Below are 26030 nucleotides of genomic sequence, written 5' to 3' on the forward strand. Positions count from 1 at the left end.
AGGAGCGGGCACCGACCACGCGCCCCAGGGCCCGGCGCCGGCCTCCTCGCGGTGCTCGGCGGGCGCTTGCCGCGGGCTCGGGGGTTTGTCGGGGGTGGTCCCGGGAACGCTGGCCCCGTGCACCCGCGAGCGGTCCTCCTCCTTCCGGCGCTGGCTGAGCAGCGGCTGGGCGTGGCGAGCGTGCTGCTGCTGGCCGCGCTGGTGCTGCTCGTCGCGGGCCTCCTGCTGCTGCGCCGCCGCTGAGGCCGTGGCGGCCGGACGCTCAGCCGACCAGCAGCAGCCCCAGCGCCACCAGGCACAGCGTCGAGGCGCCGGCCAGGCACAGCGCCGCGAGCCCCGTCCGGGTGCGGGGCGGACCGGCGGAGGAGGACCGCGGCGCAGCGGGCTCGCCGAGCCGGTCGGGCACGTGCGGGGGCCGGGGCTCCTGGTCCCAGGGCGTGCCCGGCGGTACGCCGAGCCGGTGCAGGCGCTCCAGGGCGGCCAGGGCGGTGGGAGGCCGGCGGGCCGGGTCGGGGCTGGTCAGCGCTGCGAGCAGCCCGCCGAGGTCCCCCGGCGCCGGGGTCGCCGGGGTCGGCGGGGCCGGTGGCCCCTGGGGAGCCGGCGGGCGGCCGGTGAGGAGCTGCAGCGCGACCACGCCGGCGGCGTACAGGTCCTGGCGCGGGTCGGGGAGAGCGCCGCCGCGCTGCTCGGGGGCCATGTAGCCGTCGGTGCCGACCGCGCCGGGGTGCCGGGTCAGCCGGGGCTCGTGGAGCAGGGTGGCGACGCCGAAGTCACCCAGGCGCAGGTGCGGCCGGGCACCGCCGGTGGGTTCGAGGAGGAGGTTGGCCGGCTTGACGTCGCGGTGCACGACACCGGCCTCGTGCACGGCGGCCAGGGCGCGCAGCAGCTGGGCCAGGAGCACCCGCACGTAGCTCTCGGGCAGCGGCCCGTGCTCGGCGAGCAGGTCGTCGAGCGAGCCGCCGCGCACCACGTCCATGGTCAGGACGACCAGGTGGTCCTCGGCGGCCCAGCCGGTGGGGGCGACGACGTGGGGGTGCGCGATGCGCACCGACTGCTCGCGCACGAAGCGCAGCAGCATCCCGGCGTCCGCGCGCGTGGCGCCCTGGTCGAGCAGCTTGGCGCCCACCCAGCGCCCGGCCTGGTGGTCCCAGGCCCGCCAGACCGACCCCATCGCGCCCAGGCCGATGCGGTCGGCGAGCTCGTAGCGACCGGCCAGGCGCGCCGGCGGGCTCGTCGGCGGACGCGCCGGTGGCCGGGCCGGCGGGGGGTGCGGCGGACGGGGGTGGCTCACACGGGCTGTCTACCCGCTGCGGGGACCGGCCATGCGGCGTCGTCCACAGCCGGGTTTGGGCCGGCACGCCGGTGCGCTGCTATCTTGCCCTGTCCGAGATCGCACGACCCACCGACGGGTCCGTGTCCTCGGTCCCCGCTCCCACCAGCGCGTCGCTCCGCGGCGTGCCGGGCGCGGGAACGCACAGCCCTCCTGCCACGGAGAGACCGTGGCCGCCGAGTCCAGAGGAGGTGGAGACCGCTATGCGTGCCTACGAAGTGATGGTCATCCTCGACCCCAGCCTCGAAGAGCGGACGATTCAGCCGTCCCTCGAGAAGTACCTCAACGTGATCACCAAGGACGGTGGCACCGTCGAGTCCGTCGACGTCTGGGGACGTCGTCGCCTCGCGTACGAGGTGAAGAAGAACGCCGAGGGCATCTACGCCGTCATCTCGCTGAACGCCGAGCCCGACACGGTCAAGGAGTTCGACCGTCAGCTCGGCCTCAACGAGGCGATCCTGCGCACCAAGGTCATCCGGCCCGACGCGCACTGAGCCCCGGCTCGACGCCTCGGGTCGTCCACTTGTGGATGACCCCTGTCCGATGTCGGCGCGAACGGCCACCATGGTCGCGAACGCTGTCTCGGACGACCGAACAGCACCAGGATCAGCACACCGCTAGGGAGACCTCATGGCAGGCGAGACCGTCATCACGGTGGTCGGCAACCTCGTCGACGACCCGGAGCTGCGCTTCACCCCCTCGGGGGCGGCCGTGGCCAACTTCCGGATCGCGTCGACGCCGCGCACCCTCAACCGCCAGACCAACGAGTGGGAGGACGGCGAAGCGCTGTTCCTGTCCTGCTCGATCTGGCGCCAGGCCGCGGAGAACGTCGCCGAGTCCCTCCAGAAGGGGATGCGCGTCGTGGTCCAGGGCCGCCTCAAGGCCCGGTCCTACGAGACCCGCGAGGGTGAGAAGCGCACCGTGATGGAGCTCGAGGTCGACGAGGTCGGCCCGTCCCTGCGCTACGCGACCGCCAAGGTCGCCCGCACGACCCGACAGGGCGGCGGCGGGGGCTACTCCGGCGGTGGCCAGGGCGGCGGCGGAGGCTACTCCGGCGGCGCCCAGCAGGGCGGAGGCCAGGGCGGTGCCCCGGCCAACGACCCGTGGGCCTCGCCGGCTCCCCAGCAGGGGGGCCAGCAGGGCGGCGGGTTCGGCGGGGGCCAGTCCCGGCCGGCACCGGCCCAGGGCAACGACCCCTGGGGCGCCCCGGGCGTGGGCGAGGAGCCCCCGTTCTGATCGCCGTCTGATCCCGGACCCTCGGTCCAGCACCACCTGTCCAGATCAACCTGACCCATTCCGACCCGGTACCCACTCCGGGGCGGGCTTCTAGAAAGGAAGCACCACAATGGCCAAGGCAGTGATTCGCAAGCCCAAGAAGAAGGTTTGCCAGTTCTGCAAGGAGAAGGCGAGCGGCGTCGACTACAAGGACGCCACCCTGCTCCGCAAGTTCATCTCCGACCGCGGCAAGATCCGCGCGCGTCGGGTGACCGGCAACTGCGTCCAGCACCAGCGCGACGTGGCCATCGCCGTCAAGAACGCCCGCGAGGTGGCCCTGCTGCCCTACACCTCCACCGGTCGCTGAGAGGAGCACGGACGATGAAGCTCATCCTGACCCAGGAGGTCACCGGTCTCGGTGGCCCGGGCGACGTGGTCGAGGTCAAGGACGGCTACGGCCGCAACTACCTCGTGCCCCGTGGCGTGGCCATCCGCTGGACCCGCGGCGGCGAGAAGACCGTCGAGTCGATCAAGGCAGCGCGCACCAGCCGTGCGGTCCGTGGCATCGAGCACGCCGCCGAGATCAAGGCGAAGCTCGAGGCCACGTCGGTCAACGTCGCCGTCAAGGCCGGCGAGGGCGGGCGTCTCTTCGGCGCCGTCACCCCCGCCGACATCGCCTCGGCGCTGACCGAGACGACCGGCGAGGCCGTCGACAAGCGCACGATCGCGGTCAAGAACCCGATCCGTTCGCTCGGCGCCCACGAGGTCTCCGTGCGACTGCACGACGAGGTGTCCGCCACGGTGGCCCTCAACGTCGTCAAGGCCTGAGACCCAGCAGCACCCGCTCCACGCCGACGGGCCCGGACCTCCACTGGAGGTCCGGGCCCGTCGTGCGTCGTCAGGCGGCGCTCAGCGCAGCATGATCGCGTCGAGCTGCACCGGCTTGCCGCGGCTCATCACCCGGAAGGCGATCTTGCCGGTGAACGGCGCGCTCTGCTCGTTGCGCACGACGACGACCTGGCCGCGCTTGGTGGTCTTGCCACCGAGCCTGACCTTGCGCCACGCGCCCCCGGGCGTCTTGTACTTCAGCTTGCCGCTCTTCGGGCCGGTGGTGGCCAGCAGGCGCACCTCGCGGACGTCGACACCGGCGACGGTGAGCTTGGTCTTGTACGCCGACGCCTCGAGGTAGTCGCCGCCGAACGCCTGGCGCGAGGCCCGGGTCTTCCAGCGCCGCCCCGGGGCGACCAGGTCCTCGGGCACCGTGAAGGTGGTGGTGACCGGCGCGGCGGAGGTGTTGCCGGCCCGGTCGGTGACCGAGACGGAGAGGGTCTGGGTGCCGGGGCCGAGGTCGGGGAAGGTGACGTTGTCGTCGCGGCAGGGCACCGCGCGCCCGTCGATGTCGCAGTCGAAGACCAGGGCCGGCTCGTTGCCGTTGATGCGCAGCGTCGGGCTGTCGGTGGTGATCATCGGCCGCTCGGGGGTCAGCCGGTCGAAGGGCGTGTTGAAGATGCTCGCGACCGGACGCTGCGTGTCGACCTTGAAGCTGGTCTCCTCGGGCGTCTGGTCGGTGTCGGGCAGGTCGGTCTCGGCGCCGCCGGTGCCGAGCAGCAGGTTGGTCGGCGAGGTCGCGTCGATGCCACGGTCGGCGGCGTCGTACGCACGCACCCGGAAGGTGTAGGGCGTCTCGACCCCGCCGAGCTGGCGGCGGGTGTCCTCGAGGTCGGAGTAGGTCTGCGGGCTGGCGCAGGGGGTCCAGTCGTCGTCGGCCGGGGCCTCGGGGGTGTTGAAGAACTGGCACTCGAAGGCGATCGGGTCGGCGTCGGCGTCGGTGTGGGCGCCGGTGAAGGTGAAGGTCACCGAGTCACGGGCGATGAAGCCGGCGGTGTTGGCGGCGGGGACGGCGCTCACCGAGGAGGTCACCGGCGCCTCGCTGTCGTCGCAGCGGTCGCCGGGGCCGATCGGGGCGGGGAGCGGGAGCGGCAGCGGCAGCTCGCCGGGCGGGGCCGCCTCGGTGGTGCAGCCGGGGTCGGCCTGGGCGGCGGGCAGGGAGAGCACCGGCAGCAGGGTGCCCACGAGCACGGCCGCGGACAGCGTCGCGCCGCGACGCACGGACGAGGGGACGGTCATCGAGGTTCCTCCGGGGGCTGGCGGGGTCGATGCTTCAACGCCCCGCTGCGCCTGAGGCTACGAACCCCCGGCCGCGTCCGCGGGGCTTCGGCCGAAGTCGCGGGGGGTGCCTCCGGCCCACGGTCGCCGCGCATCGACCAGCAGCATCACGATCACGGCGAGGATCAGCAGGTCGGCCAGCACGAAGGCGAGGGGCTCGAGCCGGTCCAGACCAGCGCCGTAGACGAGCACCGGCAGCACGGCCACGAGCACGGCGACGGTACGTGCCAGCTGCCAGCGCCGCCGGGCCGAGCGGTCGTGGGCGCTCGCGGCCGCGGCCGCCAGCTCGTGGGCCAACAGCACGCTGACCAGGAGGGCCGGCAGGCTCAGCGCCCAGGCGACGGCGGGGTCGACGTCGACCAGCGGCTGGTGCAGCACCGGGAACCACAGCAGCGCCGCCAGCAGGCCCGCGGCCACCGCGAGCCCGACCAGCAGCGGTCGCTGCCGGGTCGCGGTCGCGCCGGGCAGGCGGCGCAGGGCCACGACGACCAGGGCCCAGCCCGCCCAGTCGGCCAGCACGTCGTACCCGCCGACGGGGGCGACCAGCGCGACCAGGAGCAGGCCCGAGGCGACCAGGGAGAGCGGGGCCATGGCGGGGAGCCTACGACTCCGTGCTCGACCGTGGCCGGGCCGGCCCGGGCGTGCCGGCGCCGGTGACGACCCAGGCGTCGCCGCGCTCGCGCAGCACCAGCACGACCATCCGCGAGCCCATGAAGACCGTCGTGTAGGCCACCCACAGCGCGAGCAGCCCGCCCCACGACGCCGCGAGCAGCGCGACGGGCAGGTAGACCAGCAGGGTGACCAGCCCGCCGAGGGCCAGGTAGCGCCCGTCGCCGGCGCCGATGAGCACCCCGTCGAGCACGAAGACGATGCCGGCCACCGGCTGGCCCAGGGCCGCGACCAGCAGCACCGGCACCAGCGCCTCGTGGACGGCGGGGTCGCGGCTGAAGAGCGGGCCCAGCAGCGGGCTGGCCGCGGCGAGCAGCACCCCGGTGACCACCCCGCTGACCACGCCCCAGCGCAGCATCCGGCGGGTCAGCCGCCGGGTGGCCTCGACGTCGCCGGCGCCCAGGGTGCGACCGGTCAGTGCCTGGGCGGCGATCGCGATGGCGTCGAGCACGAAGGCCAGGAAGCCCCACAGCGTCATCGCCAGCTGGTGGGTGGCCAGGTCGACGTCGAGCCCGGCGCCGGGCGCGGCGCCGAGGGTGACGGCGTACGTCGTGGCGAGGATGGCCGCGCGCAGGGTCAGGGTGCGCACCACCAGGGGCACCCCGGCCCGGGCGGCGAGCCGGATGCCGGGCAGGTCGGGGCCCAGCGGCGCGCCCTGGGCGCGGGCGCCGCGCACCACCACGGCGCAGAGCACGGCGGCGCTGAGCACCTGGGCCACGACCGAGCCGATCGCCGAGCCGGCGATGCCCAGGCCGACCGGGTAGACCAGCACGACGTTGAGCACGATGTTGAGCACGTTGCCGCCGACGGCGACGTAGAGCGGGGTCCGGGTGTCGAGCATCCCGCGCAGCACCCCGGTGGCCGCCAGCATCAGCAGGAGCGGGGTGGTGCCGAGGAAGGCGATGCGCAGGTACGTCGTGGCCTGCGCGCTGATCTCGGGGCCGGCACCGAACGCGGCCACGAGCGGGCCGGTGAGCGCGACGCCGGCGACGGTGGTGACCACCCCGATGCCGACCGCGAGCCAGAGCCCGTCGACGCCCTGGGCCAGCGCGCCGCGCAGGTCGCCGGCGCCGAGGCGGCGCGCGACGCTGGCGGTGGTGCCGTAGGCGAGGAAGACGCACAGGCCCACGGCGGTCTGCAGCACGACCGCGGCGATGCCGAGACCGGCCAGCTCGGTGGTGCCGAGCCGGCCCACGACGGCCGCGTCGCCGAGGAGGAACAGCGGCTCGGCGACCAGCGCGAGGAAGGCCGGGACGGCCAGCCGCCAGATCTCGCGGTCGGTGGCCCGGTGCTCGGATGTACCGGGTCGTGGGCTCACCAGCGGATCGTAGGCGCCGGGCGGACCAGACCGGCCGGCGGTCTCTGTCCCGAATTGGGGACAAGTTGTGGAAAGTGCGCTAGCGGAAGCATTGTCGACAAACCTCCGGGGCAGCGACGAGGCGACCGGGAGATGAACGCACCGACCGCGCCACAATTTCTCCTCCACAGGTGGGGATAAGCATCACCGCAGGTCAGAGGGGCAGTGGAGCTCAGATTGACCACTCTTTCCACAGGTGCGTCCCCAGGCAGTGCACACGTCACCGCGTGTCGTCCACGGGTCGGAGGTAGTTATCCCCAGGGCCTGTGGACAACCGGCTTTCCGATGGAGCCGTTGGGCACGTACGGTCACGCGGACGAGGTCCTCGAGACGTCGTGCGGGACCGGTCTGCGAGCGGTCCGGCGCCGGTCTGTCGGTGGCCGGACCTAGCGTCGTGGGACCGGCCCAGCCGGCACGGGGTCGGTCCGGGACCAGGCATGGGAGAGCACGTGAGCATCACCGAGCAGAGCGGTCGCACGGCCGAGGAGCCGCCGTACGAGGACTGGGGCGACGGCCCCGTCTCCTACGCCCCCGGCGAGCGTCCGCGCAGCGGCCCCAACGACCGCACGCCGCCGCAGGACATGGCGGCCGAGCAGTCGGTGCTGGGCTCGATGCTGATCAGCAAGGACGCGATCTCCGAGGTCACCGAGCGCGTCCGGGGCGCCGACTTCTACCGGCCCTCCCACGAGACGATCCACGACGCGATCATCGACCTCTACGGACGCAGCGAGCCCGTCGACATGGTCACCGTCGCCGCCGAGCTGCAGCGCCGCGGCGAGCTGCAGAAGGTGGGCGGCGCGCCCTACCTGCACACGCTGTCGGCCAACGTCCCGATCGCGGCCAACGCCGGCTACTACGCCGAGATCGTGCGCGAGAAGTCGGTGCTGCGCCGCCTGGTCGACGCGGGCACCAAGATCGTGCAGATCGGCTACGCCGGCGAGGGCGAGGTCGACGACATCGTCGACCAGGCCCAGGCCGAGGTCTTCAAGCTCGCCGAGAAGCGCTCCGGCGAGGACTACGCCCCGCTCTCCGACATCATGGACGGCGTCCTCGACGAGATCGAGGCGATCGGCAACCGCGAGTCGGGCATCTACGGCGTGCCCACCGGCTTCGCCGACCTCGACGAGCTGACCAACGGCCTGCACAAGGGCCAGATGATCATCGTCGCGGCGCGTCCGGCCATGGGCAAGTCGACGCTGGCTCTGGACTTCTGCCGCGCGGCGTCGATCCACAACAACCTGACCAGCGTCTTCTTCAGCCTCGAGATGACGCGCTCCGAGATCACGATGCGCCTGCTCTCGGCCGAGGCGAAGGTGCCGCTCAACCACATCCGCAACGGCGCGATGGGCGACGACGACTGGACCAAGCTGGCCCGCAAGATGGGCGAGGTCTCCTCGGCCCCGGTCTTCATCGACGACAGCCCCAACATGACGATGATGGAGATCCGCGCCAAGGCGCGGCGGCTCAAGCAGAAGCACGACCTGCAGCTGATCGTCATCGACTACCTGCAGCTGATGAGCTCGGGCAAGAAGGTCGAGTCGCGCCAGCTGGAGGTCTCGGAGTTCTCCCGCCAGATCAAGCTGCTCGCCAAGGAGCTCGAGGTCCCGATCATCGCGCTCTCGCAGCTCAACCGTGGCTCCGAGCAGCGCGCCGACAAGCGACCGGCGATGAGCGACCTGCGTGAGTCGGGCTGCTTGACCGCCGAGACCCGGCTCCTGCGCGCCGACACCAACGCCGAGATCAGCCTCGGCGAGCTGATGGAGACGGGCGCCGCCGACATCCCGGTCTGGGCGCTCGACGAGCGGCTCAAGCTGGTGCCGCGGACCCTGACGCACGCGTTCCCGAGCGGGACCAAGGCGACGTACCGCGTGACGCTGTCCTCGGGCCGCACCGTGGAGGCCACCGGCAACCACCCCTTCCTGACCTACGACGGCTGGGTGCCGCTCGCCGAGCTGACCGTCGGCTCCCGCGTCGGGTCCGTGCGCCACGTGCCGCCGCCGCTGCAGATCACGCCGCGCGACCCCGACGAGGTCGTGCTGCTCGCGCACCTGCTCGGCGACGGATCCTTCGTGAAGCGCCAGCCGCTGCGCTACGCCAGCATCGACGAGGCGAACCTCGCCGTGGTGGCGGAGGCGGCGCACCGCCGCTTCGGCATCACGGCCGTGCGCGACGACTACCCGGCGGCCCGGGTGACGACGCTGCGGCTCCCGGCGCCGTTCGGGCTGGCGCGTGGTCGGCGCAACCCGATCGCGGCCTGGCTCGACGAGGACGGTCTCTTCGGGCGCCGCAGCCACGAGAAGTTCGTGCCCGACTGGGTCTTCGGCCTCCCCAAGGACCAGGTCGGCCTGTTCCTGCACCACCTGTGGGCCACCGACGGGTGCGTGCACCTCGACGAGAAGCGGCGCATGGGTCGGGTCTACTACGCCTCCACCAGCCGGCGCCTTGCCGACGACGTGGCCCGGCTCCTGGCGCGCTACAACGTCTTCACGCGCATCAAGCGGTCCCGCAAGGCCGGTTACCGCGACGGGTGGCAGGTGCACGTGGTCGGCGCCGAGAACCAGCTGCGCTTCCTCGACGAGATCGGTGTGCACGGTGCCCGCGGCGAGCAGGTCACCCGTCTCGCGTCGGCCCTGCGCGACGTCCGGCCCAACACCAACCTCGACACGGTGCCGCAGGAGGTGTGGGGACGCGTGCGCCAGGAGCTCGCTGAGCGCCAGATGACGCACCGCGAGTTCGCCACCGCCATGGGGACCTCGTTCGGCGGCTCGACCATGTGGAAGCACGCGCCGAGCCGGGAACGGCTGGCCAAGGTGGCCGGCGTCCTCGGCGACGCCGACCTGGAGGTCCTGGCCACCAACGACGTCTACTGGGATGCCATCGCCAGCGTCGAGCCGGTCGGCGAGCAGGCGGTCTACGACGCCACGGTTCTCGGCGTGCACAACTTCGTCGCCAACGGCATCGCGCTGCACAACAGCATCGAGCAGGATGCCGACATGGTGATCCTGCTGCACCGCGAGGACGCCTACGAGAAGGAGTCGACCCGCCCCGGCGAGGCCGACCTGCTCGTGGTCAAGCACCGCAACGGCCCGACCCGCGACATCACCGTCGCCTTCCAGGGCCACTACTCGCGATTCGTCGACATGGCCCACTGAGGGCGGGCGGTACGCACAACCAACTGGCCGCGCACGCCCGGTCTCCATGCTGGGAAGGTCCAGGAGCGCTTCAGGTGAGTCACAACGAACGCCCGCAACCACCACGCCGGCACCTCCTTGTCGGGGTGCCACCTGCTTGGTCCTCGGCTCATGCTCCGACCCGCGGAATGCCGAGGGTCCCGACACCGCGCCGGATGAGGGGCTGGTGGTGAAGGCGGGAACCGGCGGGTTCGCCTTCGAGGCGCCGCGACGCCCTCAGGGCTGGTGGGCGACGTTCGCTTTCCCGCTCTGCAGCTCCTCCGCACAGACGCTGACCCTGAGGGATGCGGACATGGACGTCGAGGTCGCTCCGACCGAGGTCGCCTACCACCTCTTGACCTACGAGGACGACCCCGAGCGGGGCGCCAGGGTGACCCGTGGCGGCTACTTGAAGGGCGTGCCCGAGCAGGTCGAGAGGGGTGGTTCGTCCTACATCAAGTGGGGCGGCAACACGCTCGGGACCGTCAGCGGCCTGGACGACGTCGAGGTGGAGGCCTGCGGCTCCCAGGGGTCCCACGTGTCCCAGTACCTCGCGGTCTCGATGCGTGTGGGCCCGGACGGCGCCGCGGCGAACGCTCTTCGGGTCGCGTACACCGACGGGGGCACGGAGAGGACCTCCGCGCCGACCGACTGGAAGATGGTGGCGTGCGGGCGTCAGGTCGAGTAGACGGCCGGACTGGCAGGACTCTGCTGAGCAGCGACACCGGGACGCTCTGGCAATGTTGAGCCACGGCCGAAGGAGGCAGCATGAACAGCCACGACGCATGGACGACCCGACCGGAGAAGAAGAGCGACCATGCCGCGGTCCGCGCCGTCACCATGGCTGCTTTCGAGACCCGCGACGAAGCCGACCTGGTCGATGCGCTGCGCGCCGACGACGCGTGGATCGACGGGCTCTCGATGGTGACGACCACGCCCGATGGCCGGGTGGTCGGTCATGCGCTCCTCACGCGCTGCTGGGTCGACGACGCCCCGGCCCTGTGCTTGGCTCCGTGCTCGGTGCTGCCCGAGCACCAGCGCACAGGAGCCGGATCTGCGGCCGTCCGGGCCCTGCTGGATGCGGCTCGCGGGGACGAAGGACCCTTCGTGATCGTCCTGGGACATCCCGACTACTACCCACGGTTCGGGTTTCGCCGCGCATCGCTCTTCGACATCAAGCTCTCGATCGACGTACCGGACGACGCGCTCATGGCTCTGAGCCTGCATCCGGACCGCGCCCTCCCGAGTGGCACGGTGAGGTACGCCGCGCCGTTCGGCATCTAGCCCCGCACCTCGCGTCGGGGACGGGGTCGGGGTCGGGGTCGGGGAAGTGTGGAGTCCCGGATCCACCACGTCCATCCGCGACTCCACACTCTTGTGGACCGAGCACGGATACCCTCAGGGGCGTTCGTTCCCCCGCCGCTCACCCCCCGGAGCACCCTCATGCCCCTCACCAGTCCTGCGCGCCCGTTGGCGCTCGCCCTCGCAGCCGCGCTCGCGAGCTCGGTGCTGCTCGCCGCGCCCTCCGCACAGGCCAAGGAGGTCGACGCCTTCCCGACGTACCAGGGGCAGGTCTCCTGCGACCCGGTCGCCAAGCCCGGCGTGCTGGCGGCGCGCCGGCTGCTGCTGGCCAAGTTCGGGGGAGGCAGCGGTGGGATCACGCGGGCCTGCAGCAGCGGCGGGCTCTCGGAGCACAAGGAGGGGCGGGCGTGGGACTGGTCGCTGCGCGCCTCGAAGGCCAAGGACCGGCGCACCGCCCGCCGCGCGACCACGTGGCTGACCCGCGGCGTCAAGGGCGAGGCTGCGGCTCGCGCCCGGCGCCTGGGGGTGATGTACATGATCTGGAACCGCAAGATCTGGCGTGGGTACGACGCCGCCGCGGGCTGGCAGCGCTACGAGGGCCAGGACCCGCACACCGACCACATCCACCTCTCCTTCACCTGGAACGGCGCCACCAGGCGCACCTCGTGGTGGGCCGGCTCGCCGCGTGCCCTCGACCACGGGCCCTGCGCCAAGTGGGTCGGAGAGCTCGCCCCCGCCTGGACCGAGCCCAACCTCTCGCCGTGCCCGACCCCGCTGCGCCGTCCTGTCGCGAACCACCGCGGCATCTACCGCGCCCAGGAGGGCGAGACCCTCGCACGGGTCTCGCGCTGGTTCGACCGGCCCAGCGCCAAGATCCGCCGGTGGAACGGCTGGCCCGCCAAGGGGCGGGTGGACATCGAGCCCGGCCAGAAGGTGCGGGTGCGCCCACGATCCTGACGGCCCGCACGCCCTCGCGGCGTGTCGCGGTGAGGTTCGTCAGGACGGGTGAGGGGGGGTTCGCGCAGACCCGGGCGCGACTAGCATCCGCGGCATGGCCGACTCGTTGCTCGACGTCCTGACCCGCCTGCGGACCTGCGAGTGGATCGACCTGACCCACGCGTTCGGGCCGGGCATCCCGCACTACTTCGCCTTCCCCGACGAGGAGCGCGAGACGCTCTTCCACTTCGACGAGGGCGTCGGGACGGTGGGTACCGGCTTCCTGGCCCACCGCTACACCCACATCGGCCAGTGGGGCACCCACGTCGACCCGCCGGCGCACTTCGCCCGCGGGGGCCGGACCCTCGACGAGCTGCCGGTCACCGAGATGATCCTGCCGCTGGTGGTCGTCGACGTACGCCGCCAGGTGGCCGCCGACGTCGACCACCTCGTCACCCCCGCCGACATCGCGGCCCACGAGCAGCAGCACGGGCGCATCGGGCCCGGGTCCTTCGTGGCGCTGCTGACCGGGTGGGCCACCCGGTGGCCCGACGGCGAGGCGATGGCCAACCGCGACGCCGACGGGACCGCGCACTACCCCGGCTGGGGCGTCGACGCGCTGCGCTTCCTCGTCGAGGAGCGCGAGGTGGCCGCCGTGGGTCACGACACCACCGACACCGACCCCGGCGCCGTGGTCGCCGGCGGCTCCGCCCCGGCCGAGACCTACATCCTGGCCGCCGACAAGTGGCAGGTCGAGCTGCTCGCCGACCTCGACCGGGTGCCGGCCACCGGTGCCCTGGTGGTGGCGACCTGGCCCAAGCCGCGCGAAGGCTCCGGCTTCCCCGCGCGGGTCTTCGCGATCGTCGACCGCCAGGCGGGCGCCCGCCGCTAGCGCGTCGTGACGACCCGGGTGCCGACGGCCTTGTCGTGCCAGCCGCGCTTCTGCGGGTCCTTCGCGAGCAGGATCGCGTTGACGATCTGCGGCAGGTAGCAGAAGAAGTTGAGCAGCGCCAGGATGACCTGGCGTCCGACCGCCTTTCCCCAGCCGGGCACCTGGGCGTCGTCGACGCGCACCACCTTCGTGCCGAGCAGCTTCTTGGCCAGGGTCTGGCCGTAGAGCGCGGTCGGGACGATGTAGTACAGCGCCGAGACGACCAGGCCGGCGAGCATCCCGCGGCCGCCGACCGACATCCCCACCTCGCCGCCCCCGCTGCTGGTGGTGGCGAAGGGGAGCATGACGACAGTGGCGATGATGGCCAGCACGACCACGTCGAGCACAAACCCCCCGATGCGCACCCCGGTGGAGGCGACGTCGCCGACGCCGGCGGGTGCGCCGTACCCGGGTTGCCCGGGCTGTCCGGGCTGTCCGTTGGGGGGCGGGGGGTAGCTGTTGCCGTGCTGCTCGCTCATGGGTCTCTTCCGTCGACGGTGTCACGATGCACCCGGGACCCGGGCGCGCCCAGGCTAGGGGTGCGCGAGACCGTCAGCGACGGCAGCCGGGACGCTCCTATGGATCGTCAAGTGGTCTGAGGGTGTTCGAGTAGTCGGTAAAGGTCTCTGGCTATGTAGCGCTTGAGGCAGCGTTTGATCTCGGGACTTGTCTTGCCCTCGGCGGTGCGCCGGTCGCGGTAGTCGCGGGTTGGCTGGTGGCAGGCCATGCGGGTGACGGTCACGGTGTGCAGGGCCCGGTTCAGCTGCCGGTCGCCGTAGGGGTTGAGCCGGTAGCGGGTGGTGGTCTGGCCGCTGTTGGCCGGGATGGGCGCGACACCAGCGAGCATCGCGAAGGCGGCCTCGGAGTGGATCCGCCCTGGGTGGGACCAGGCGCACAGCACCACCGCGGCCACGATCGGTCCGACCCCGAGCTGGGCGAGCAGATCGGGTCGCCAGGACCGGACGATCGCCACGATCGCGCGTTGGTGCTCTGCGGCCTCCTTGCTCAGCTCTTGTGAGCGCTTAGCCAGGGTCCGGAGCATGGCGGCGGTGGTGGTGGTCTCGGTGTCCCACGAGGCGTGCATGCGCAGCGCGGCGGCGGTCCTGACCATCGCCGGCAGCTTCTGGCCGCGGAACCGGGCACGGAGGGGTTCGGGCGCGGCGATGACCAGGCTGAACAGCTGGCGCTGAGCAACGGTGGCGCCCTCGACTGCCGAGCGCCGGGTCGCCAACAACACCGACAACGCTTGCCGGTCACCGCCACGACGAGGGGTGCCGAGCCGGGGACGCGCCAGGGCCTCCCGGGCTGCCCGGACCGCGTCCAGCGGGTCGGACTTGGCGCCGTTGCGACGCTTGGCCCGTTCGGGGCGATCGAGCTCGATCACGAACTCCTCACCGCGCTGCAGGTGCCTGGTGAGCCCGGCGCCGTGGCCGCCGGTGCCCTCGATCGCCCAGGCGCGTAGCGGGTGCTCCTCAGCGAACTCCACGAGCTCGTCGTACCCCTGTGCGGTGGTCTCGACCGTGATCTCCTCGATCACCGCGCCGGTGTGTGCATCGATTGCGGCCGCCGAGTGAGTGTGGACGTGGGTATCGACACCGATGACGACATCGACGACATCGACGACATCGACGACATCAGTCAGACTGGTCATGCGTTCTCTCCTTGCCATGGACGGGGACGTGGTTCCGGTCCAGGGCGGAGATTCGGCAGGACTGTGACGGGACACGCCGGCGCGGTAACGCCGGCGGTCAAGCTCCTGATCAGGCCAGCTACTCCGACCGGGCCGGGGCCGGCAACCACGAACGGACAAGTCCTGGCGAAGGCACAAGGCCAGTCAGAGCATGGGTCACGTCCGTGGTCACCGACCACAGCCCAGCAGCATCAGGCTGCGAAGGGAATCCTCACAGTCAGCGCACGTGGCGCAGGGCCTCCTCGATCGGGGAGTCACCGTCGTTGAAGGGGATCTTCAGCCCGGCCACGGCCGAGGGGTCGGAGCCGACGACCGTGCGGATCACCTCGGCCACGTTGCCGCGCGAGACCTGACCCGCGTCGTTGGCGTGCACGTCGATCTTGCGGGTCGTCGGGCCCTCGGTCAGCCCGCTGGGCTGCAGGATCGTCCACTTCAGGGCCGACTCCTCGAGGTGCGCGTCGGCCTGGGTCTTGGCCTCGGCGTAGGCGAAGAAGTCGTTGTCGGGCGGGACGCCGTGGTCGGGTCCGGCGCCGAAGTAGGAGACCATCACGTAGCGCTCGGCGCCCGCAGCGGCGGCGGCGTCCATCGATCGGATCGCGGCGTCGCGGTCGAGGGCGTAGGTGTTCTCGGGCGACCCGCCACCGGCCCCGGCCGACCACACGACGACGTCGTGGCCGCGCAGCAGCTCCTCGAGCTCGTTCTTCTGCATCGACGCCACGTCGGCGATCGCGGGCTCCGCGCCCAGCTTGGTGATCGTCGTGGACTGGTCGGGGTCGCGGATCACCGACGTGACCTCGTGGCCGTCCTCGACCAGCAGCGGCGTCGCCTTGCGGGCCACCTTGCCGTGTCCTCCGATGATGATGATGCGCGTCATGCGTCCTCCTCGCCGATCGTGGGGGACGGGCCGCGGTCCGCGACCCGACACCGAGCCCAACCTCGGGCCCGGCCTCGATTGTTCCGGGCCGGGCGGGTCGCCAGCACACCCGGACGTGTCGGTGCGGCCCGCGTGGTGTGCTCTGATGAGCCCGACCGAGAGGAGCGCCGATGCCGACGCTGAGCCAGGACGGTGCGCTGTGGACGCTGCACCTGGGTGACGACGAGAACCGCTTCACCCCCGCCTTCCTCGACGAGGCGGACGGCCTCCTCGGCGACCTGGCCGCCTCGGGCGAGCCGGCCGCGCTGATCACCACGGGTGGGGGCAGGTTCTACTCCAACGGCCTCGACCTGGAGTGGCTCGGCGCCCACCCCGAGCGCCTGGGCGAGTACGTCGCGCGGGTGCAGCAGCTCTTCGAGCGGGTGCTGACCCTGCCGGTGCCGACCGTGGCCGCGGTCAACGGCCACGCCTTCGGCGCCGGCGCGATGCTGGCGCTGGCCCACGACCACCGGGTGATGCGCGAGGACCGCGGCTACGTCTGCCTGCCCGAGGTCGACATCCAGATCCCCTTCAGCCCCGGCATGAACGCCCTGGTCATGTCGAAGCTCAGCCCCCGCGCCGCGGTCGACTCGATGACGACCGGGCACCGCTTCCCCGCCGCCGAGGCGCTGGCGGCCGGGATCGTCGACGCCACCGCGAGCCTCGAGGCCCTGCCCGGGGCGGCCGCCGCACGGGTGCAGCACCTGGCCGGCAAGGACCGCGCCACGCTGGGCACCATCAAGCAGCGCATGTACGCCGACGTGGTCGCCGCCCTGCGCCTGCCCGAGGCCTGAGCGGGCCTCAGCTGTTCCCGAGCGCCGCGGCCTCGGCCACGGTGCCGACCACGGCGGGACGGATCCCGTCGCCGCAGTCGGGGTCGGGCAGCGTCGACTCGGGGTCGACGATCGTGACCCGGCAGCCCTCCAGGTGCAGGCGGCGCACGGTCTCGAGCAGCATCCGCCGCGCCGCCTCGTTGATCGAGTGCACCCGGGTCAGGTCGAGCACGACAGCATCGGAGAGCGCCCCGTCGGTATCGGCGTCGGCGAGGTCGCGCACCAGCCGCTCGGCGCCCGCGAACTGCAGGGAGCCGTGCAGGGCGAAGACCATCGCGGCGCTGCCGTCGACGTACTGCACCGTGTGGGTGCGGCGGATCGTCGAGCGCGCCGGCTGCGGGGGGTCCATCATGTGCAGGCCCATGTCGGCCGAGAGCCGCCTGCAGACCTCGACGCCGCGCACGCTGGAGCCGTGCGGGTCCAGGCGGGGCGAGAACGCCGCGATGCCGAGCTGGCCCGGCAGCGCACCGATGATGCCGCCGGAGACCCCGCTCTTGGCCGGGAAGCCCACGGTCGAGATCCAGTCGCCGGCCGAGTCGTACATGCCGCAGGTGGCCATCACGCTCATCACCTGGCGCGCCACCCACTCCTCGACGACCCGCTCCTCGCTGAGCGGGTGCACCCCGCCGTTGGCCAGGGTCGCGGCCATCAGGGCCAGGTCGCGGGTGGTCACCCGCACCGAGCACTGCCGGGTGTAGGCCGCCACCACGTCCTCGGGGTCCTCGACGATCGAGTCGCGGCTGCGCAGCATGTTGGCGATCGCGTAGTTGCGGAAGGCCGTCTCGCTCTCGGAGGCGTACGCCGCCTCGTCGACGCCCAGGGGTCGTCCGGCGAAGGCGGAGAGCCCGGCCAGCACCTGCTCGCAGCGCGCCTGGGGGTCACCGGCGTCGCCGACCATGGTGTGCACCACGATCGCGCCGGCGTTGATCATCGGGTTGAGCGGGCGCCCGGAGCCCTTCTCGAGCGACAGCTCGTTGAACGCCTCGCCGGACGGCTCGACGTCGACCTGGTCGAGCACGGCGTCGAGGCCGCGCTGCTGCAGGGCCAGGGCGTAGACGAACGGCTTCGAGATCGACTGGATCGTGAAGCCCGCGTCGCAGTCGCCCGCCTCGTAGACCGCGCCGTCGACGGTCGCCAGCACCACGCCGAGCTGCTCGGGCTCGACCTGCGCGAGCTCGGGGATGTAGTCGGCGACGGCGCCGCTGGCGTCGGCGGCGCACGCGGCGAGGACCTCGGCGAGGTAGTCCGGGATGGGGGTCTCCACCTGGGCAGGATGCCGTCTGCGGCGCGCGCCCCGTGAATCGGTGGTGGGATGGGGGCATGGACGCCACCGCAGCCCTCGCCCGCTGGCACGCCGTCGCCGAGGCCGGCGACGTCACCGCCCTGCCCGGCCTCGTGGCCCCCGACGCCGTCTTCCGCTCACCGGCGGTGCACACGCCGCAGGAGGGCCGCGAGAAGGTCGTGGGCTACCTCAGCGCGGCCTTCACGGTGCTCGGCCCGGGGCTGCGCTACCACCGCGAGTGGGTCGGCGAGGACTCAGCGGTGCTGGAGTTCAGCACCGTCGTGGGTGGCAAGCAGGTGCAGGGCGTCGACATGATCACCTGGGACGAGTCCGGCCTGGTCGTCGACTTCACCGTGATGGTGCGCCCGCTGCAGGGGCTGCACGCGGTGGTGGAGGAGATGGGCGCCGAGCTGCTGCGCATGCTCGAGGCCGCCGGCGACTGAGCTCCCGGCCGGCAAAGCGTCAGCGGCGTACCCACGCCTGCACGGCGCGGTAGACCGGCTTGGGCCGCAGGCCGTGGGTCATCAGCCCGTAGCCCTTCATGTGCCGGCCCGCGTCGGTGCGGGCGCGCTCGTTGTAGAGGAACGCCTTGCGCACGAACGGGAAGCGGCTGCGCAGCGCCTCGAGCGCGGCGACGGTGAAGGTGGCCTGCTGGCGCTCGCTGACCCCGCGCTCCCAGGGCTGCTCGTCGCCGCGGTCGCGGTGGGAGGACCAGCCGAACTCGGTCACCCACACCGGTCGCCGGTCGCCGTGGCGGTGCATCAGCGCGCGCACCTGCGCCAGGTGGGAGAACTCCCACTCGGCCTCGCCCGAGCCCGACAGCGGGCCGGTGTCGGACGGCGACTGGTAGGGGTGGGTGGCCATCACGTCGAAGCAGGCGCCGGCACCGGCGTCGTAGGCGGCCTCGATCCAGTCGGAGTCGTTGTGCATGGTGCCGCCGAAGACGAGGTCGGCACCGGTCGCAGACGAGGCGCGCAGTGCGTCGTGGGCGGCGCACAGCAGGTCGGCGTACGCCGCCGGGTCGGCGCCGGCGAGGAAGTCCGCGCTGTTGGGCTCGTTCCAGACCTCCCAGGCGCGCACCTGCCCGCGCCAGCGCTCCGCGGCCCAGGCCAGCGCCTTCGCGTAGTCACGGGGGTCCGCGGGCAGGGAGCGCGAGCCGGCCTCGGGGGCGGCCCAGTCGGGGGTCAGCCAGAAGGTGGCCAGCACCTTGAGCCCGCGCTCGGAGGCCATGTCGACCACCCGGTCGACGAAGCGCACCCCCCAGCCCTGCGGGTCGATGCGGCCACGCTCGGGCTGGATCATCGCCCACGACATGTCCAGGCGCACCCAGCCCGCGCCCATGTCGACCAGCCGGTCGAGCACCGTGGCGCGCTCGGCGTCGGTGTAGGAGGTCCACAGGCCGTGGAACTGCACCCCCACCGCCGGCCCGCGCGCGGCGCGCCGGCGCTGCGCGGCGTCGTACGACGCCGCGGTGCCCGAGACGGTGGACGCCGAGGAGGCCGGGGCCGAGGTCGGGACCGGGCCGGGGGCGGGACCGGCCGTGGCGGGCAGCCCGGCGGCGAGCAGGCCGACGCCGAGGGCGGCAGCGGCGAGGCGGTGCGTGGCGCGGGGGCGCGACGCTGCGGGCGAAGGACGCACGAGCGGTCTCCAAGGGGGTGGGGGAGAGCGCAGTCTGACCGGCGCCGGCGACCGGGCGCCTCCACCGATCGGTCAGTCGTGGACCACCGGCTGAGGTCAGGCCCGCGGGTCGGGCGGCAGCAGCACCCGCACCGTCGTGCCCTGGCCGGGGGTGGACTCCAAGGAGATGCGGCCACCGTGGCGCTGCACCCGCCGGGTGATCGCCAGGCCCAGGCCGCTTCCGGGCACCTCGACGTCGCCGGTCTGCGGCGCGCGCGTGAACTCGTCGAAGATGCTCGGCTGGTCGGCGAGGGGGATGCCCTGGCCGGTGTCGGCGCAGGTCAGCTCGACGCCGTCGTCGTGGGTGGCCAGCCCGAGGCGCACCGAGCCGCCGGCCGGGGTGTACTTCAGGGCGTTGCTGAGCAGGTTGGAGACCACCATGGCCAGCTCGGGCGCGTCGCCGGTGGTGCGGTGCGGCCGGTCGGCGCCCTCGAGGCTCAGCGAGATCTCGCCGCGCTCGGCCTGCACCGCGGCCAGCTCGTGGGCCTCGCGCACCAGCTCGGAGAGGTCGACGCTCTCGTGCGCCTGCTGCTGCTGGGGGTCGCTGACCCGGGCCAGGGTCAGCAGGCTGGCCACCAGCGACTCCATCCGGCGCGCGGCCCGGCTGATGGAGGTGACGCTGCGGCCCAGCTGCGGCGCCGACGGCGCGGCGTCCTGGAGGATCTCGACGTGCCCGAGGATCGAGGTGAGGGGGTTCTTCAGCTCGTGGGTCACGGCCGCGTTGACCTGCTCGCGGTAGCGGCTGGACTCCCGCAGCCCCGCGGCCAGCTCGTGCTCGCGCTCGAGGGCCCGGGCGCGGTGGATGGCCAGCCCGGCGTGCACGGCGTACATCTCGAGCACCTGGCGGGCCAGCTCGTCGGGCCGGCGCCCGTCGATGGGCAGGTCGACGCCGAGCACCCCGACCAGCGCGCCGTCGGGGCCCTGCAGCGGCGCGTAGAGCGCGTCCATCGGGTGCCAGGCGTCGGGGCCCTCGATCGGCTCGAGGTCGGGCACCCAGGTGCTCTGCCCGTCGGCGGGCAGCCGGTCGTGGGGCACGAAGCGCAGCAGCCCCCACTCGTCGGCGAGCTCGAACTCGTCGAGGATCTCCTGCACGGGCATCCGGCGCCCGGCCATGGAGCGCTGCGCGTCCTCGTCGCCGGCCACCGCGAGCACCTCGAGGACGCCGTCGTCGTCGAGGTAGTTGACCACCGCCATCTGGAAGCCCAGCACGTCGACGACGCCCTGCACCACGCTCTGCAGCAGCCCGCGGAGCGTCTCCTCGCTGCTGATGGAGGTCAGCAGGGCGTGCAGCTCGCGCAGCATCACCACCTCGCGGGGCACCCCGGGGTCCGGGCGCGTGGCCGGGCTCACGAGGTCACCTCGGCGAGGTGCACCACGGCGTCGCCCGAGCTGACGAGCGGGGCCTCGGTGCGGCCGACGACGATGCCGTCGCGGTCGGCGTGCACCAGCCGCACCCGCTTGCCGAAGGAGTCGAAGAGGCCGCCGAGGCGCTCGCCCTTCTCCACCCGCTGGCCCAGCTCGGCCTCGAGGTGCAGCATCCCGGTGCCCCGGGCGCGCACCCAGCCGCTGCGCCAGCTCTCCAGGCTGGGCGTCGGTGGCTCCTCCTCGACCGGCTCGGTCATCTCCAGCGCCGCGAGCACACGTCGTACGCCGCGCACGCCGGCGTCGACCGCCCACGAGTCCATCCGCCAGGCCTCGCCGGCCTCGTAGAGCAGCACCTTGGCTCCCTCCTCGCGGGCGGCGTGGCGCAGCGAGCCGTCGCGCAGCCGCGCGTGCATCATCACCGGCGCGGCGAACGCCTCGGCCAGCCGGCGGGTCTCGGGGTCCTCGAGGTCGGTGCGGATCTGCGGCAGGTTGGTGCGCCGGTCGGAGCCGGTGTGCAGGTCGATGCCCACCGAGCACTTGGCCACGACCTCGGTCATCATCAGGTGCGCGATCCGCCCGGCGAGCGAGCCGCGGGCCGAGCCGGGGAAGGAGCGGTTGAGGTCGCGACGGTCGGGCAGGTAGCGGCTGCCGGTCATGAAGCCGAGGACGTTGACGATCGGCACCGCGATCAGGGTGCCGCGCAGGGTGCGGGGGTCGAGGTCGGCGAGCACCTGGCGCACCACCTCGACGCCTACGGCCTCGTCGCCGTGGATGGCGGCGTCGATCCACACGGTGGGGCCGTCCTCGCGCCCGTGCACGACCCGCACGGGCAGGTCGACCTCGGCGCCGGTCACCAGGCGGGTGATCGGCAGCGACAGCGACTGGCGCCGGCCCGGCCGCACCCGCACGGGTCCGATCTCGAAGGAGGGGCGGGCCACGTCAGCGACCCCGGTTGCGGCGTCGGGTGGCCACGGGCGGGCGGGCACCGAGGTAGGAGCGCCCGGGGTCGACGACGAAGCCCTGGCGCAGCGCCTCGCGACCCACGAGCATCCGGAAGCCCATCTCGTCGCGGCGGCTCAGGCTCATCTCGACGCTCACCGTGCGCCCGACCAGGGTGATCGCCATCGGCACCACGTAGCGCTCCTCGACGTGCCCCGACGACGAGCGCACCTCGCGCACGTCGAGCACCGGGCTCTCGACGACCACGGCGTCCTCGTCGGTGGCCTGCCAGGGGTGCACCGAGTAGCGCACCATCCGCTGGCCGTCACGCCCGAAGCCCTCGAGGTCGAAGGCGTGGATCGCGGAGGTCCGCGCGCCCGTGTCGAGCTTGGCCTTGATCCACTCGACGCCGGCGTCGGGCAGGCTCACCCACTCGCGCCAGCCTGCGAGGGTGTAGGAAAGATCCGTCTCCACCGTCGCCTCTCAGTCTGGGTACCCATGAAACTCGCGATCCTGTCCCGCGCGCCCCGGTCGTACAGTACGCAGCGACTGCGCACGGCCGCCCTCGACCGGGGTCACGAGGTCAAGGTCCTCAACACGCTGCGCTTCGGCATCGACCTGTCGGGCGACGAGCCCGACCTGCAGTTCCGGGGCAAGCGGCTCTCCCACTACGACGCGGTCCTGCCGCGCATCGGCAACTCCATCACCTACTTCGGCACCGCGGTGGTGCGCCAGTTCGAGCAGATGGACGTCTACACGCCCAACACCTCGTGGGGGATCACCAACTCGCGCGACAAGCTGCGCGCCACCCAGATCCTCTCGCGCCACCACATCGGGATGCCGGCCACGACGTTCGTGCGCGACCGCGCCGACGTGATCGCGGCGATCGAGCGGGTCGGCGGAGCGCCCGTGGTGATCAAGCTGCTGGAGGGCACCCAGGGCATCGGCGTGATCCTGGCGCCGACCATCAAGGTGGCCGAGGCGATCATCGAGACGCTGCACAGCACCCGCCAGAACGTGCTGATCCAGCGCTTCGTCAGCGAGAGCAAGGGCCGCGACATCCGGGCGCTGGTCGTCGGCGACCGGGTGGTGGCCGCGATGCGCCGGGTCGCGCAGGGCGACGAGTTCCGCTCCAACGTGCACCGCGGCGGCACCGTCGAGGCGGTGACCCTCGACGAGGACTACGAGCGCGCCGCGGTGCGTGCCGCGCAGATCATGGGCCTGCGGGTGGCCGGCGTCGACATGCTCGAGGGCAACGAGGGCCCGCTGGTGATGGAGGTCAACTCCTCCCCGGGCCTCGAGGGCATCGAGCGCGCCACCGACCTCGACATCGCCGGCTCGATCATCGACCACATCGACAACCAGGTCGCCTTCCCCGAGATCGACGTGCGCCAGCGCCTGACCGTCTCGACCGGGTACGGCGTCGCGGAGATCGCGGTGCAGGCCGCCTCCGACCTGGTCGGCAAGACGCTGGGCGAGTCGGGGCTGCGCGAGCGCGACATCTCCGCGCTGACCCTGCAGCGCGGCACCAGCGTGATCCCCAACCCGCACAGCCGCCACGTGCTCGAGGCCGGCGACCGGCTGCTGTGCTTCGGCAAGCTCGAGGAGATGCGTTCGATGATCCCGGGCCGGCGCCGTCGTACCCGCAAGGTCAAGAAGCTGCCCGCCGAGCCCATCCACGAGGCCTGAGCCCGGGTAGGACAGGCTGGGGGCATGCACTACGTCGGCGTCGACCTCGCCTGGGGCGAGCGCGCCCCCACGGGCATCGCCGTGCTCGACCCCGACGCGCGGCTGGTGCACGTCTCGGCGCAGCGCAGCGACGAGGAGGTCGTGGCCGCGATCGAGGGCGTCGTGGCGGCCGGGGCCTGCCTGGTCTCGATCGACGCGCCGCTGATCGTGCGCAACCCCAGCGGCAACCGGGGCTGCGAGGCGGCGCTCAACAAGGACTTCGCGCGCTTCGACGCCGGCGCCCACCCGGCCAACACCGGCAAGCCCGAGTTCAAGGAGACCCCTCGGGGCGCCCGCGTCGCGGGCCTGCTGGGCCTCGACCTCAACCCGCGCTCGGGGCGCCAGCGCCGGGCGATCGAGGTCTACCCGCACCCGGCGACGGTCTCGCTGTTCCGCCTGGGCCGCACCCTGAAGTACAAGAACAAGCCCGGTCGCGACCTCGAGAGCCTGCGCAGCGAGCTGCTGGCGCTGATGGGCTACCTCGAGACCGTGGTGGTCACCGCCGGCGAGCCCTGGGCGCGGTTGCGCGACGCCGTCGAGAGCGCCACCCGCAAGAGCGAGCTGCGGGTCGTCGAGGACCAGGTCGACGCGGTCGTCTGCGCCTACGTCGGGCTCTTCGCCGACACCCACCCCGAGGCCACCACGACGTACGTCGGCCCCGACGGCGGCTGGGAGGACGGCTACGTCGTGGTGCCCACGCTGCCCGACGACCTCGAGCCCAGCCCGCGGCGGGCCCGCCCGCGCGCCGACCCGGTGCAGGCCGCCACCCAGGCGTACGCCGCGCGCCTGCCGCAGCTGCGCGACGCCGGGGAGCGCTACGTGCAGCTGGTGCAGTCGATCCTCGACGAGGCCGGCATCAACTACCTGTCGGTGACCGGGCGCACCAAGTCGGTCGCCTCCTTCGCCGCCAAGGCCGCGCGCACCGCCGACGGGCGCCCCGGTGGCAAGCCGCTCTACCGCGACCCGCTCGTCGAGGTCACCGACCAGCTCGGGGTCCGGGTCATCACCTACGTGCAGCGCGACGTCGAGACCGTCGCCGACCTGCTCGGCGACCAGCTGGTCGTCCACGACGACCGCGACATGGGCCGCGAGACCGCCAGCGAGGGCCGCTTCGGCTACGCCAGCCGGCACCAGGTCATCGGCCTCGACGCCGCCCGCGAGGGCGACCCGGCGTGGGCGCCGCTGCGCGGCCTGGTCGCCTCGGTGCAGATCCGCACCGTGCTGCAGCACGCGTGGGCCGAGTTCGAGCACGACATCCGCTACAAGGGTGTGGTGCCCGAGGAGCACGCCCGCGACTTCGACCGCCGCTTCACCCTGGCCGCGGGCCTCCTCGAGCTGGCCGACCGCGAGTTCGCCACGATCCGCGACCGGCTGCAGGCCACCGACCCGCGCACCGACGAGCCGGTCGCCCCCGACGCCGACCCCCGCCTCGACCCGCGCGAGCTGGCCGCCTTCCTCGCCGGGCAGTACGCCGACGCCGGCTGGTCGCGCACCGACCACTACGCCTGGATCTCCGGGCTGCTGCTCGAGCTCGGCGTCACCAGCCTCGGCGAGCTCTCCGAGGTGCTGGTGGCCGTCGACGAGACCGAGATCAACGCCCGGATGGACTACCGCTACCCGCCCGGTGCGGTGCGCCGGCTCGACGACGCCCTGCTGGCGTCGTACGCCCAGGCCTACGTCGACCTGCACGGCAACGCCCACCGCGTCGACCTGCTGCGGGCGCGGCTGGCCAAGCTCACCGGCTGAGGGGCCGGCGCGGGAGTTTCATCGGGCGCCCGATGAAACTCCTGCCGGGACGATGAAGCTTTGTCGTCCCGGCAGGAGTTTCGTGGTGGTGACCGCGGTGGCGGCAGGGTGCGCCGGCGGGGTCAGACCCGCACCAGCACCTCGTCGAGCGGCTTGCGCTCCAGCGCCGGCACCCGGGCGTCCTCGGCCGGGTGGCCCACGGCCACGACGACGAAGCCGCGCTCCTCGGGCGGGCGGCCCAGCACCTCGGCGAGGAAGCGCATCGGGCTCGGGGTGTGGGTCAGCGTGGCCAGGCCGGCCTGGTGCAGGGCGGCGAGCAGGAAGCCGACGGCGATGCCGCACGACTCCTTGACGTAGTAGGGCTTGGGCGAGCCGGGTCCCGCGTGCACCTCGAAGACCACCACGAGCGCGGCGGCGTCGGTCAGGAACGGCTTGCTGGCGTCGGTGCCCAGCGGGGCGAGGGCGTCGAGCCACTCCTCCGAGGCGCGGCGCTCGTAGAACTCGCGCTCCTCGGCCTCGGCCGCCTCGCGCAGCCGACGGCGTACGACGGGGTCGGTGACCAGCACGAAGCGCCACGGCTGCACGTGCGCACCGCTCGGCGCGGTGGCCGCGGCCCGCACGGCGTCCTCGAGGACGCCCTCGGCGACCGGGCGCGAGGAGAAGTCGCGCACCGTACGCCGGCGGGCCAGGTCGTCGGCGAAGGCCGAGACCCGCGCGCGGGCCTCGTCGTCGGGCAGGGACAGCTGGGGGGCGGGCACGCTCTCGGGCACGGACCAAGCCT

Annotated in this window: 27 protein-coding genes; 14 read left to right on the top strand and 13 right to left on the bottom strand. The window is 72.9% G+C overall.

Features of this window, described 5'->3' with window-relative positions:
* Positions 1-117 precede the first annotated feature (117 nt).
* A complete protein-coding gene (locus tag JOE61_RS22175; RefSeq protein ID WP_264675533.1) occupies positions 118-243 on the top strand; it encodes a hypothetical protein in 126 nt (41 codons plus the stop codon).
* Between the two features lie 19 nt (positions 244-262).
* Here the strand turns inward: JOE61_RS22175 and JOE61_RS10510 are convergent, their stop codons facing one another.
* Positions 263-1291, bottom strand: coding sequence for a serine/threonine-protein kinase (locus JOE61_RS10510; RefSeq protein ID WP_307822929.1), 1029 nt, complete (start codon positions 1289-1291; stop codon positions 263-265).
* Between the two features lie 242 nt (positions 1292-1533).
* Between JOE61_RS10510 and rpsF the strand changes: the two genes are divergently transcribed.
* The 4 genes from rpsF (at position 1534) to rplI (ending at position 3373) form a co-directional block, all read left to right on the top strand.
* Positions 1534-1824: a 30S ribosomal protein S6 gene (gene rpsF, locus JOE61_RS10515; protein WP_179614816.1), complete on the top strand. Its 291-nt coding sequence runs from the start codon at positions 1534-1536 to the stop codon at positions 1822-1824.
* Positions 1825-1960: 136 nt separating this feature from the next.
* Positions 1961-2566: a single-stranded DNA-binding protein gene (locus JOE61_RS10520; protein WP_193671100.1), complete on the top strand. Its 606-nt coding sequence runs from the start codon at positions 1961-1963 to the stop codon at positions 2564-2566.
* Between the two features lie 109 nt (positions 2567-2675).
* The gene (gene rpsR, locus JOE61_RS10525) at positions 2676-2912 is read left to right on the top strand and encodes a 30S ribosomal protein S18 (RefSeq protein ID WP_179614814.1); all 237 of its coding nucleotides are present in this window, start codon (positions 2676-2678) and stop codon (positions 2910-2912) included.
* A 14-nt stretch (positions 2913-2926) separates the two neighbouring features.
* A complete protein-coding gene (gene rplI / locus JOE61_RS10530) occupies positions 2927-3373 on the top strand; it encodes a 50S ribosomal protein L9 (protein ID WP_193671101.1) in 447 nt (148 codons plus the stop codon).
* Positions 3374-3454: 81 nt separating this feature from the next.
* Here rplI and JOE61_RS10535 read toward each other — a convergent pair whose 3' ends face one another.
* Genes JOE61_RS10535 through JOE61_RS10545 form a run of 3 tightly spaced genes read right to left on the bottom strand, consistent with a single transcriptional unit; the run spans position 3455 to position 6698 of the window.
* The gene (locus JOE61_RS10535) at positions 3455-4672 is read right to left on the bottom strand and encodes a hypothetical protein (protein WP_193671102.1); all 1218 of its coding nucleotides are present in this window, start codon (positions 4670-4672) and stop codon (positions 3455-3457) included.
* Positions 4673-4729: 57 nt separating this feature from the next.
* Complete coding sequence (locus JOE61_RS10540; RefSeq protein WP_193671103.1) at positions 4730-5302, bottom strand: hypothetical protein; 573 nt, start codon at positions 5300-5302, stop codon at positions 4730-4732.
* Between the two features lie 10 nt (positions 5303-5312).
* Entirely contained in the window at positions 5313-6698 is a 1386-nt protein-coding gene (locus JOE61_RS10545) for an MATE family efflux transporter (protein WP_307822930.1), read from the bottom strand.
* A gap of 620 nt (positions 6699-7318) precedes the next feature.
* Between JOE61_RS10545 and JOE61_RS10550 the strand changes: the two genes are divergently transcribed.
* The 5 genes from JOE61_RS10550 to JOE61_RS10570 all read left to right on the top strand — a co-directional run bounded on the left by JOE61_RS10550 (position 7319) and on the right by JOE61_RS10570 (position 13037).
* On the top strand, positions 7319-9889 hold the full coding sequence (locus tag JOE61_RS10550) for a replicative DNA helicase (RefSeq protein WP_204797403.1): 2571 nt from the start codon (positions 7319-7321) through the stop codon (positions 9887-9889).
* A gap of 208 nt (positions 9890-10097) precedes the next feature.
* The gene (locus JOE61_RS10555) at positions 10098-10595 is read left to right on the top strand and encodes a hypothetical protein (protein WP_193671105.1); all 498 of its coding nucleotides are present in this window, start codon (positions 10098-10100) and stop codon (positions 10593-10595) included.
* Between the two features lie 80 nt (positions 10596-10675).
* Positions 10676-11191, top strand: a complete 516-nt coding sequence (locus JOE61_RS10560) for a GNAT family N-acetyltransferase (RefSeq protein ID WP_193671106.1) — start codon at positions 10676-10678, stop codon at positions 11189-11191.
* A 159-nt stretch (positions 11192-11350) separates the two neighbouring features.
* Positions 11351-12166 carry a LysM peptidoglycan-binding domain-containing protein gene (locus tag JOE61_RS10565; protein ID WP_193671107.1) on the top strand — a complete coding sequence of 272 codons (816 nt, stop codon included), beginning with the start codon at positions 11351-11353 and terminating at the stop codon, positions 12164-12166.
* A 94-nt stretch (positions 12167-12260) separates the two neighbouring features.
* A complete protein-coding gene (locus JOE61_RS10570; RefSeq protein ID WP_193671108.1) occupies positions 12261-13037 on the top strand; it encodes a cyclase family protein in 777 nt (258 codons plus the stop codon).
* On the opposite strand, the gene JOE61_RS10575 is transcribed toward JOE61_RS10570, so the two are convergent.
* The 3 genes from JOE61_RS10575 to JOE61_RS10585 all read right to left on the bottom strand — a co-directional run bounded on the left by JOE61_RS10575 (position 13034) and on the right by JOE61_RS10585 (position 15640).
* Complete coding sequence (locus JOE61_RS10575; RefSeq protein ID WP_193671109.1) at positions 13034-13555, bottom strand: RDD family protein; 522 nt, start codon at positions 13553-13555, stop codon at positions 13034-13036. The two genes, JOE61_RS10570 and JOE61_RS10575, sit on opposite strands and share 4 nt — an antisense overlap.
* 107 nt (positions 13556-13662) lie before the next feature.
* Positions 13663-14727 (bottom strand): IS110 family RNA-guided transposase, encoded by a 1065-nt coding sequence (locus JOE61_RS10580; protein ID WP_204797213.1) that lies wholly within the window; start codon positions 14725-14727, stop codon positions 13663-13665.
* Between the two features lie 256 nt (positions 14728-14983).
* Positions 14984-15640: an SDR family oxidoreductase gene (locus JOE61_RS10585; protein ID WP_193669419.1), complete on the bottom strand. Its 657-nt coding sequence runs from the start codon at positions 15638-15640 to the stop codon at positions 14984-14986.
* Positions 15641-15810: 170 nt separating this feature from the next.
* Here JOE61_RS10585 and JOE61_RS10590 point away from each other — a divergent pair, with 170 nt between their 5' ends.
* Positions 15811-16473: an enoyl-CoA hydratase-related protein gene (locus JOE61_RS10590; RefSeq protein ID WP_193669420.1), complete on the top strand. Its 663-nt coding sequence runs from the start codon at positions 15811-15813 to the stop codon at positions 16471-16473.
* 7 nt (positions 16474-16480) lie between these two features.
* On the opposite strand, the gene JOE61_RS10595 is transcribed toward JOE61_RS10590, so the two are convergent.
* Positions 16481-17776, bottom strand: a complete 1296-nt coding sequence (locus tag JOE61_RS10595; RefSeq protein WP_193669421.1) for a glutaminase — start codon at positions 17774-17776, stop codon at positions 16481-16483.
* 56 nt (positions 17777-17832) lie between these two features.
* On the opposite strand from JOE61_RS10595, the gene JOE61_RS10600 reads away from it, so the two are divergent.
* Positions 17833-18237, top strand: a complete 405-nt coding sequence (locus tag JOE61_RS10600; RefSeq protein ID WP_193669422.1) for a nuclear transport factor 2 family protein — start codon at positions 17833-17835, stop codon at positions 18235-18237.
* A gap of 19 nt (positions 18238-18256) precedes the next feature.
* Here JOE61_RS10600 and JOE61_RS10605 read toward each other — a convergent pair whose 3' ends face one another.
* From JOE61_RS10605 to JOE61_RS10620, 4 genes are all read right to left on the bottom strand, one after another.
* Positions 18257-19432, bottom strand: coding sequence for a cellulase family glycosylhydrolase (locus tag JOE61_RS10605; RefSeq protein WP_193669423.1), 1176 nt, complete (start codon positions 19430-19432; stop codon positions 18257-18259).
* 96 nt (positions 19433-19528) lie between these two features.
* Complete coding sequence (locus JOE61_RS22490) at positions 19529-20821, bottom strand: sensor histidine kinase (protein ID WP_193669424.1); 1293 nt, start codon at positions 20819-20821, stop codon at positions 19529-19531.
* Positions 20818-21774 carry a succinylglutamate desuccinylase/aspartoacylase family protein gene (locus JOE61_RS10615; RefSeq protein ID WP_193669425.1) on the bottom strand — a complete coding sequence of 319 codons (957 nt, stop codon included), beginning with the start codon at positions 21772-21774 and terminating at the stop codon, positions 20818-20820. The genes JOE61_RS22490 and JOE61_RS10615 overlap by 4 nt, the downstream gene beginning before the upstream one ends.
* Before the next feature lies 1 nt (position 21775).
* Entirely contained in the window at positions 21776-22249 is a 474-nt protein-coding gene (locus tag JOE61_RS10620) for an ATP-dependent zinc protease family protein (RefSeq protein WP_193669426.1), read from the bottom strand.
* Positions 22250-22273: 24 nt separating this feature from the next.
* Between JOE61_RS10620 and JOE61_RS10625 the strand changes: the two genes are divergently transcribed.
* The gene (locus tag JOE61_RS10625) at positions 22274-23464 is read left to right on the top strand and encodes a RimK family alpha-L-glutamate ligase (RefSeq protein ID WP_193669427.1); all 1191 of its coding nucleotides are present in this window, start codon (positions 22274-22276) and stop codon (positions 23462-23464) included.
* A 24-nt stretch (positions 23465-23488) separates the two neighbouring features.
* Entirely contained in the window at positions 23489-25249 is a 1761-nt protein-coding gene (locus JOE61_RS10630) for a DUF429 domain-containing protein (protein WP_193669428.1), read from the top strand.
* A gap of 122 nt (positions 25250-25371) precedes the next feature.
* On the opposite strand, the gene JOE61_RS10635 is transcribed toward JOE61_RS10630, so the two are convergent.
* Positions 25372-26019, bottom strand: a complete 648-nt coding sequence (locus JOE61_RS10635; protein WP_204797214.1) for a nitroreductase family protein — start codon at positions 26017-26019, stop codon at positions 25372-25374.
* Positions 26020-26030 lie beyond the last annotated feature (11 nt).

The organism is Nocardioides salarius, from assembly GCF_016907435.1.
Taxonomy (GTDB): Bacteria; Actinomycetota; Actinomycetes; order Propionibacteriales; family Nocardioidaceae; genus Nocardioides; species Nocardioides salarius.

What these genes read in the sequence shown, in the direction of transcription:
- rpsF (WP_179614816.1), top strand. Translation starts at nt 1,534, where the DNA reads ATGCGTGCCTACGAAGTGATGGTCATCCTCGACCCCAGCCTCGAAGAG.
- JOE61_RS10520 (WP_193671100.1), top strand. Translation starts at nt 1,961, where the DNA reads ATGGCAGGCGAGACCGTCATCACGGTGGTCGGCAACCTCGTCGACGAC.
- rpsR (WP_179614814.1), top strand. Translation starts at nt 2,676, where the DNA reads ATGGCCAAGGCAGTGATTCGCAAGCCCAAGAAGAAGGTTTGCCAGTTC.
- rplI (WP_193671101.1), top strand. Translation starts at nt 2,927, where the DNA reads ATGAAGCTCATCCTGACCCAGGAGGTCACCGGTCTCGGTGGCCCGGGC.
- JOE61_RS10535 (WP_193671102.1), bottom strand. Translation starts at nt 4,672, where the DNA reads ATGACCGTCCCCTCGTCCGTGCGTCGCGGCGCGACGCTGTCCGCGGCC.
- JOE61_RS10540 (WP_193671103.1), bottom strand. Translation starts at nt 5,302, where the DNA reads ATGGCCCCGCTCTCCCTGGTCGCCTCGGGCCTGCTCCTGGTCGCGCTG.
- JOE61_RS10550 (WP_204797403.1), top strand. Translation starts at nt 7,319, where the DNA reads ATGGCGGCCGAGCAGTCGGTGCTGGGCTCGATGCTGATCAGCAAGGAC.
- JOE61_RS10560 (WP_193671106.1), top strand. Translation starts at nt 10,676, where the DNA reads ATGAACAGCCACGACGCATGGACGACCCGACCGGAGAAGAAGAGCGAC.
- JOE61_RS10565 (WP_193671107.1), top strand. Translation starts at nt 11,351, where the DNA reads ATGCCCCTCACCAGTCCTGCGCGCCCGTTGGCGCTCGCCCTCGCAGCC.
- JOE61_RS10570 (WP_193671108.1), top strand. Translation starts at nt 12,261, where the DNA reads ATGGCCGACTCGTTGCTCGACGTCCTGACCCGCCTGCGGACCTGCGAG.
- JOE61_RS10575 (WP_193671109.1), bottom strand. Translation starts at nt 13,555, where the DNA reads ATGAGCGAGCAGCACGGCAACAGCTACCCCCCGCCCCCCAACGGACAG.
- JOE61_RS10580 (WP_204797213.1), bottom strand. Translation starts at nt 14,727, where the DNA reads ATGACCAGTCTGACTGATGTCGTCGATGTCGTCGATGTCGTCGATGTC.
- JOE61_RS10585 (WP_193669419.1), bottom strand. Translation starts at nt 15,640, where the DNA reads ATGACGCGCATCATCATCATCGGAGGACACGGCAAGGTGGCCCGCAAG.
- JOE61_RS10590 (WP_193669420.1), top strand. Translation starts at nt 15,811, where the DNA reads ATGCCGACGCTGAGCCAGGACGGTGCGCTGTGGACGCTGCACCTGGGT.
- JOE61_RS10600 (WP_193669422.1), top strand. Translation starts at nt 17,833, where the DNA reads ATGGACGCCACCGCAGCCCTCGCCCGCTGGCACGCCGTCGCCGAGGCC.
- JOE61_RS10625 (WP_193669427.1), top strand. Translation starts at nt 22,274, where the DNA reads ATGAAACTCGCGATCCTGTCCCGCGCGCCCCGGTCGTACAGTACGCAG.
- JOE61_RS10630 (WP_193669428.1), top strand. Translation starts at nt 23,489, where the DNA reads ATGCACTACGTCGGCGTCGACCTCGCCTGGGGCGAGCGCGCCCCCACG.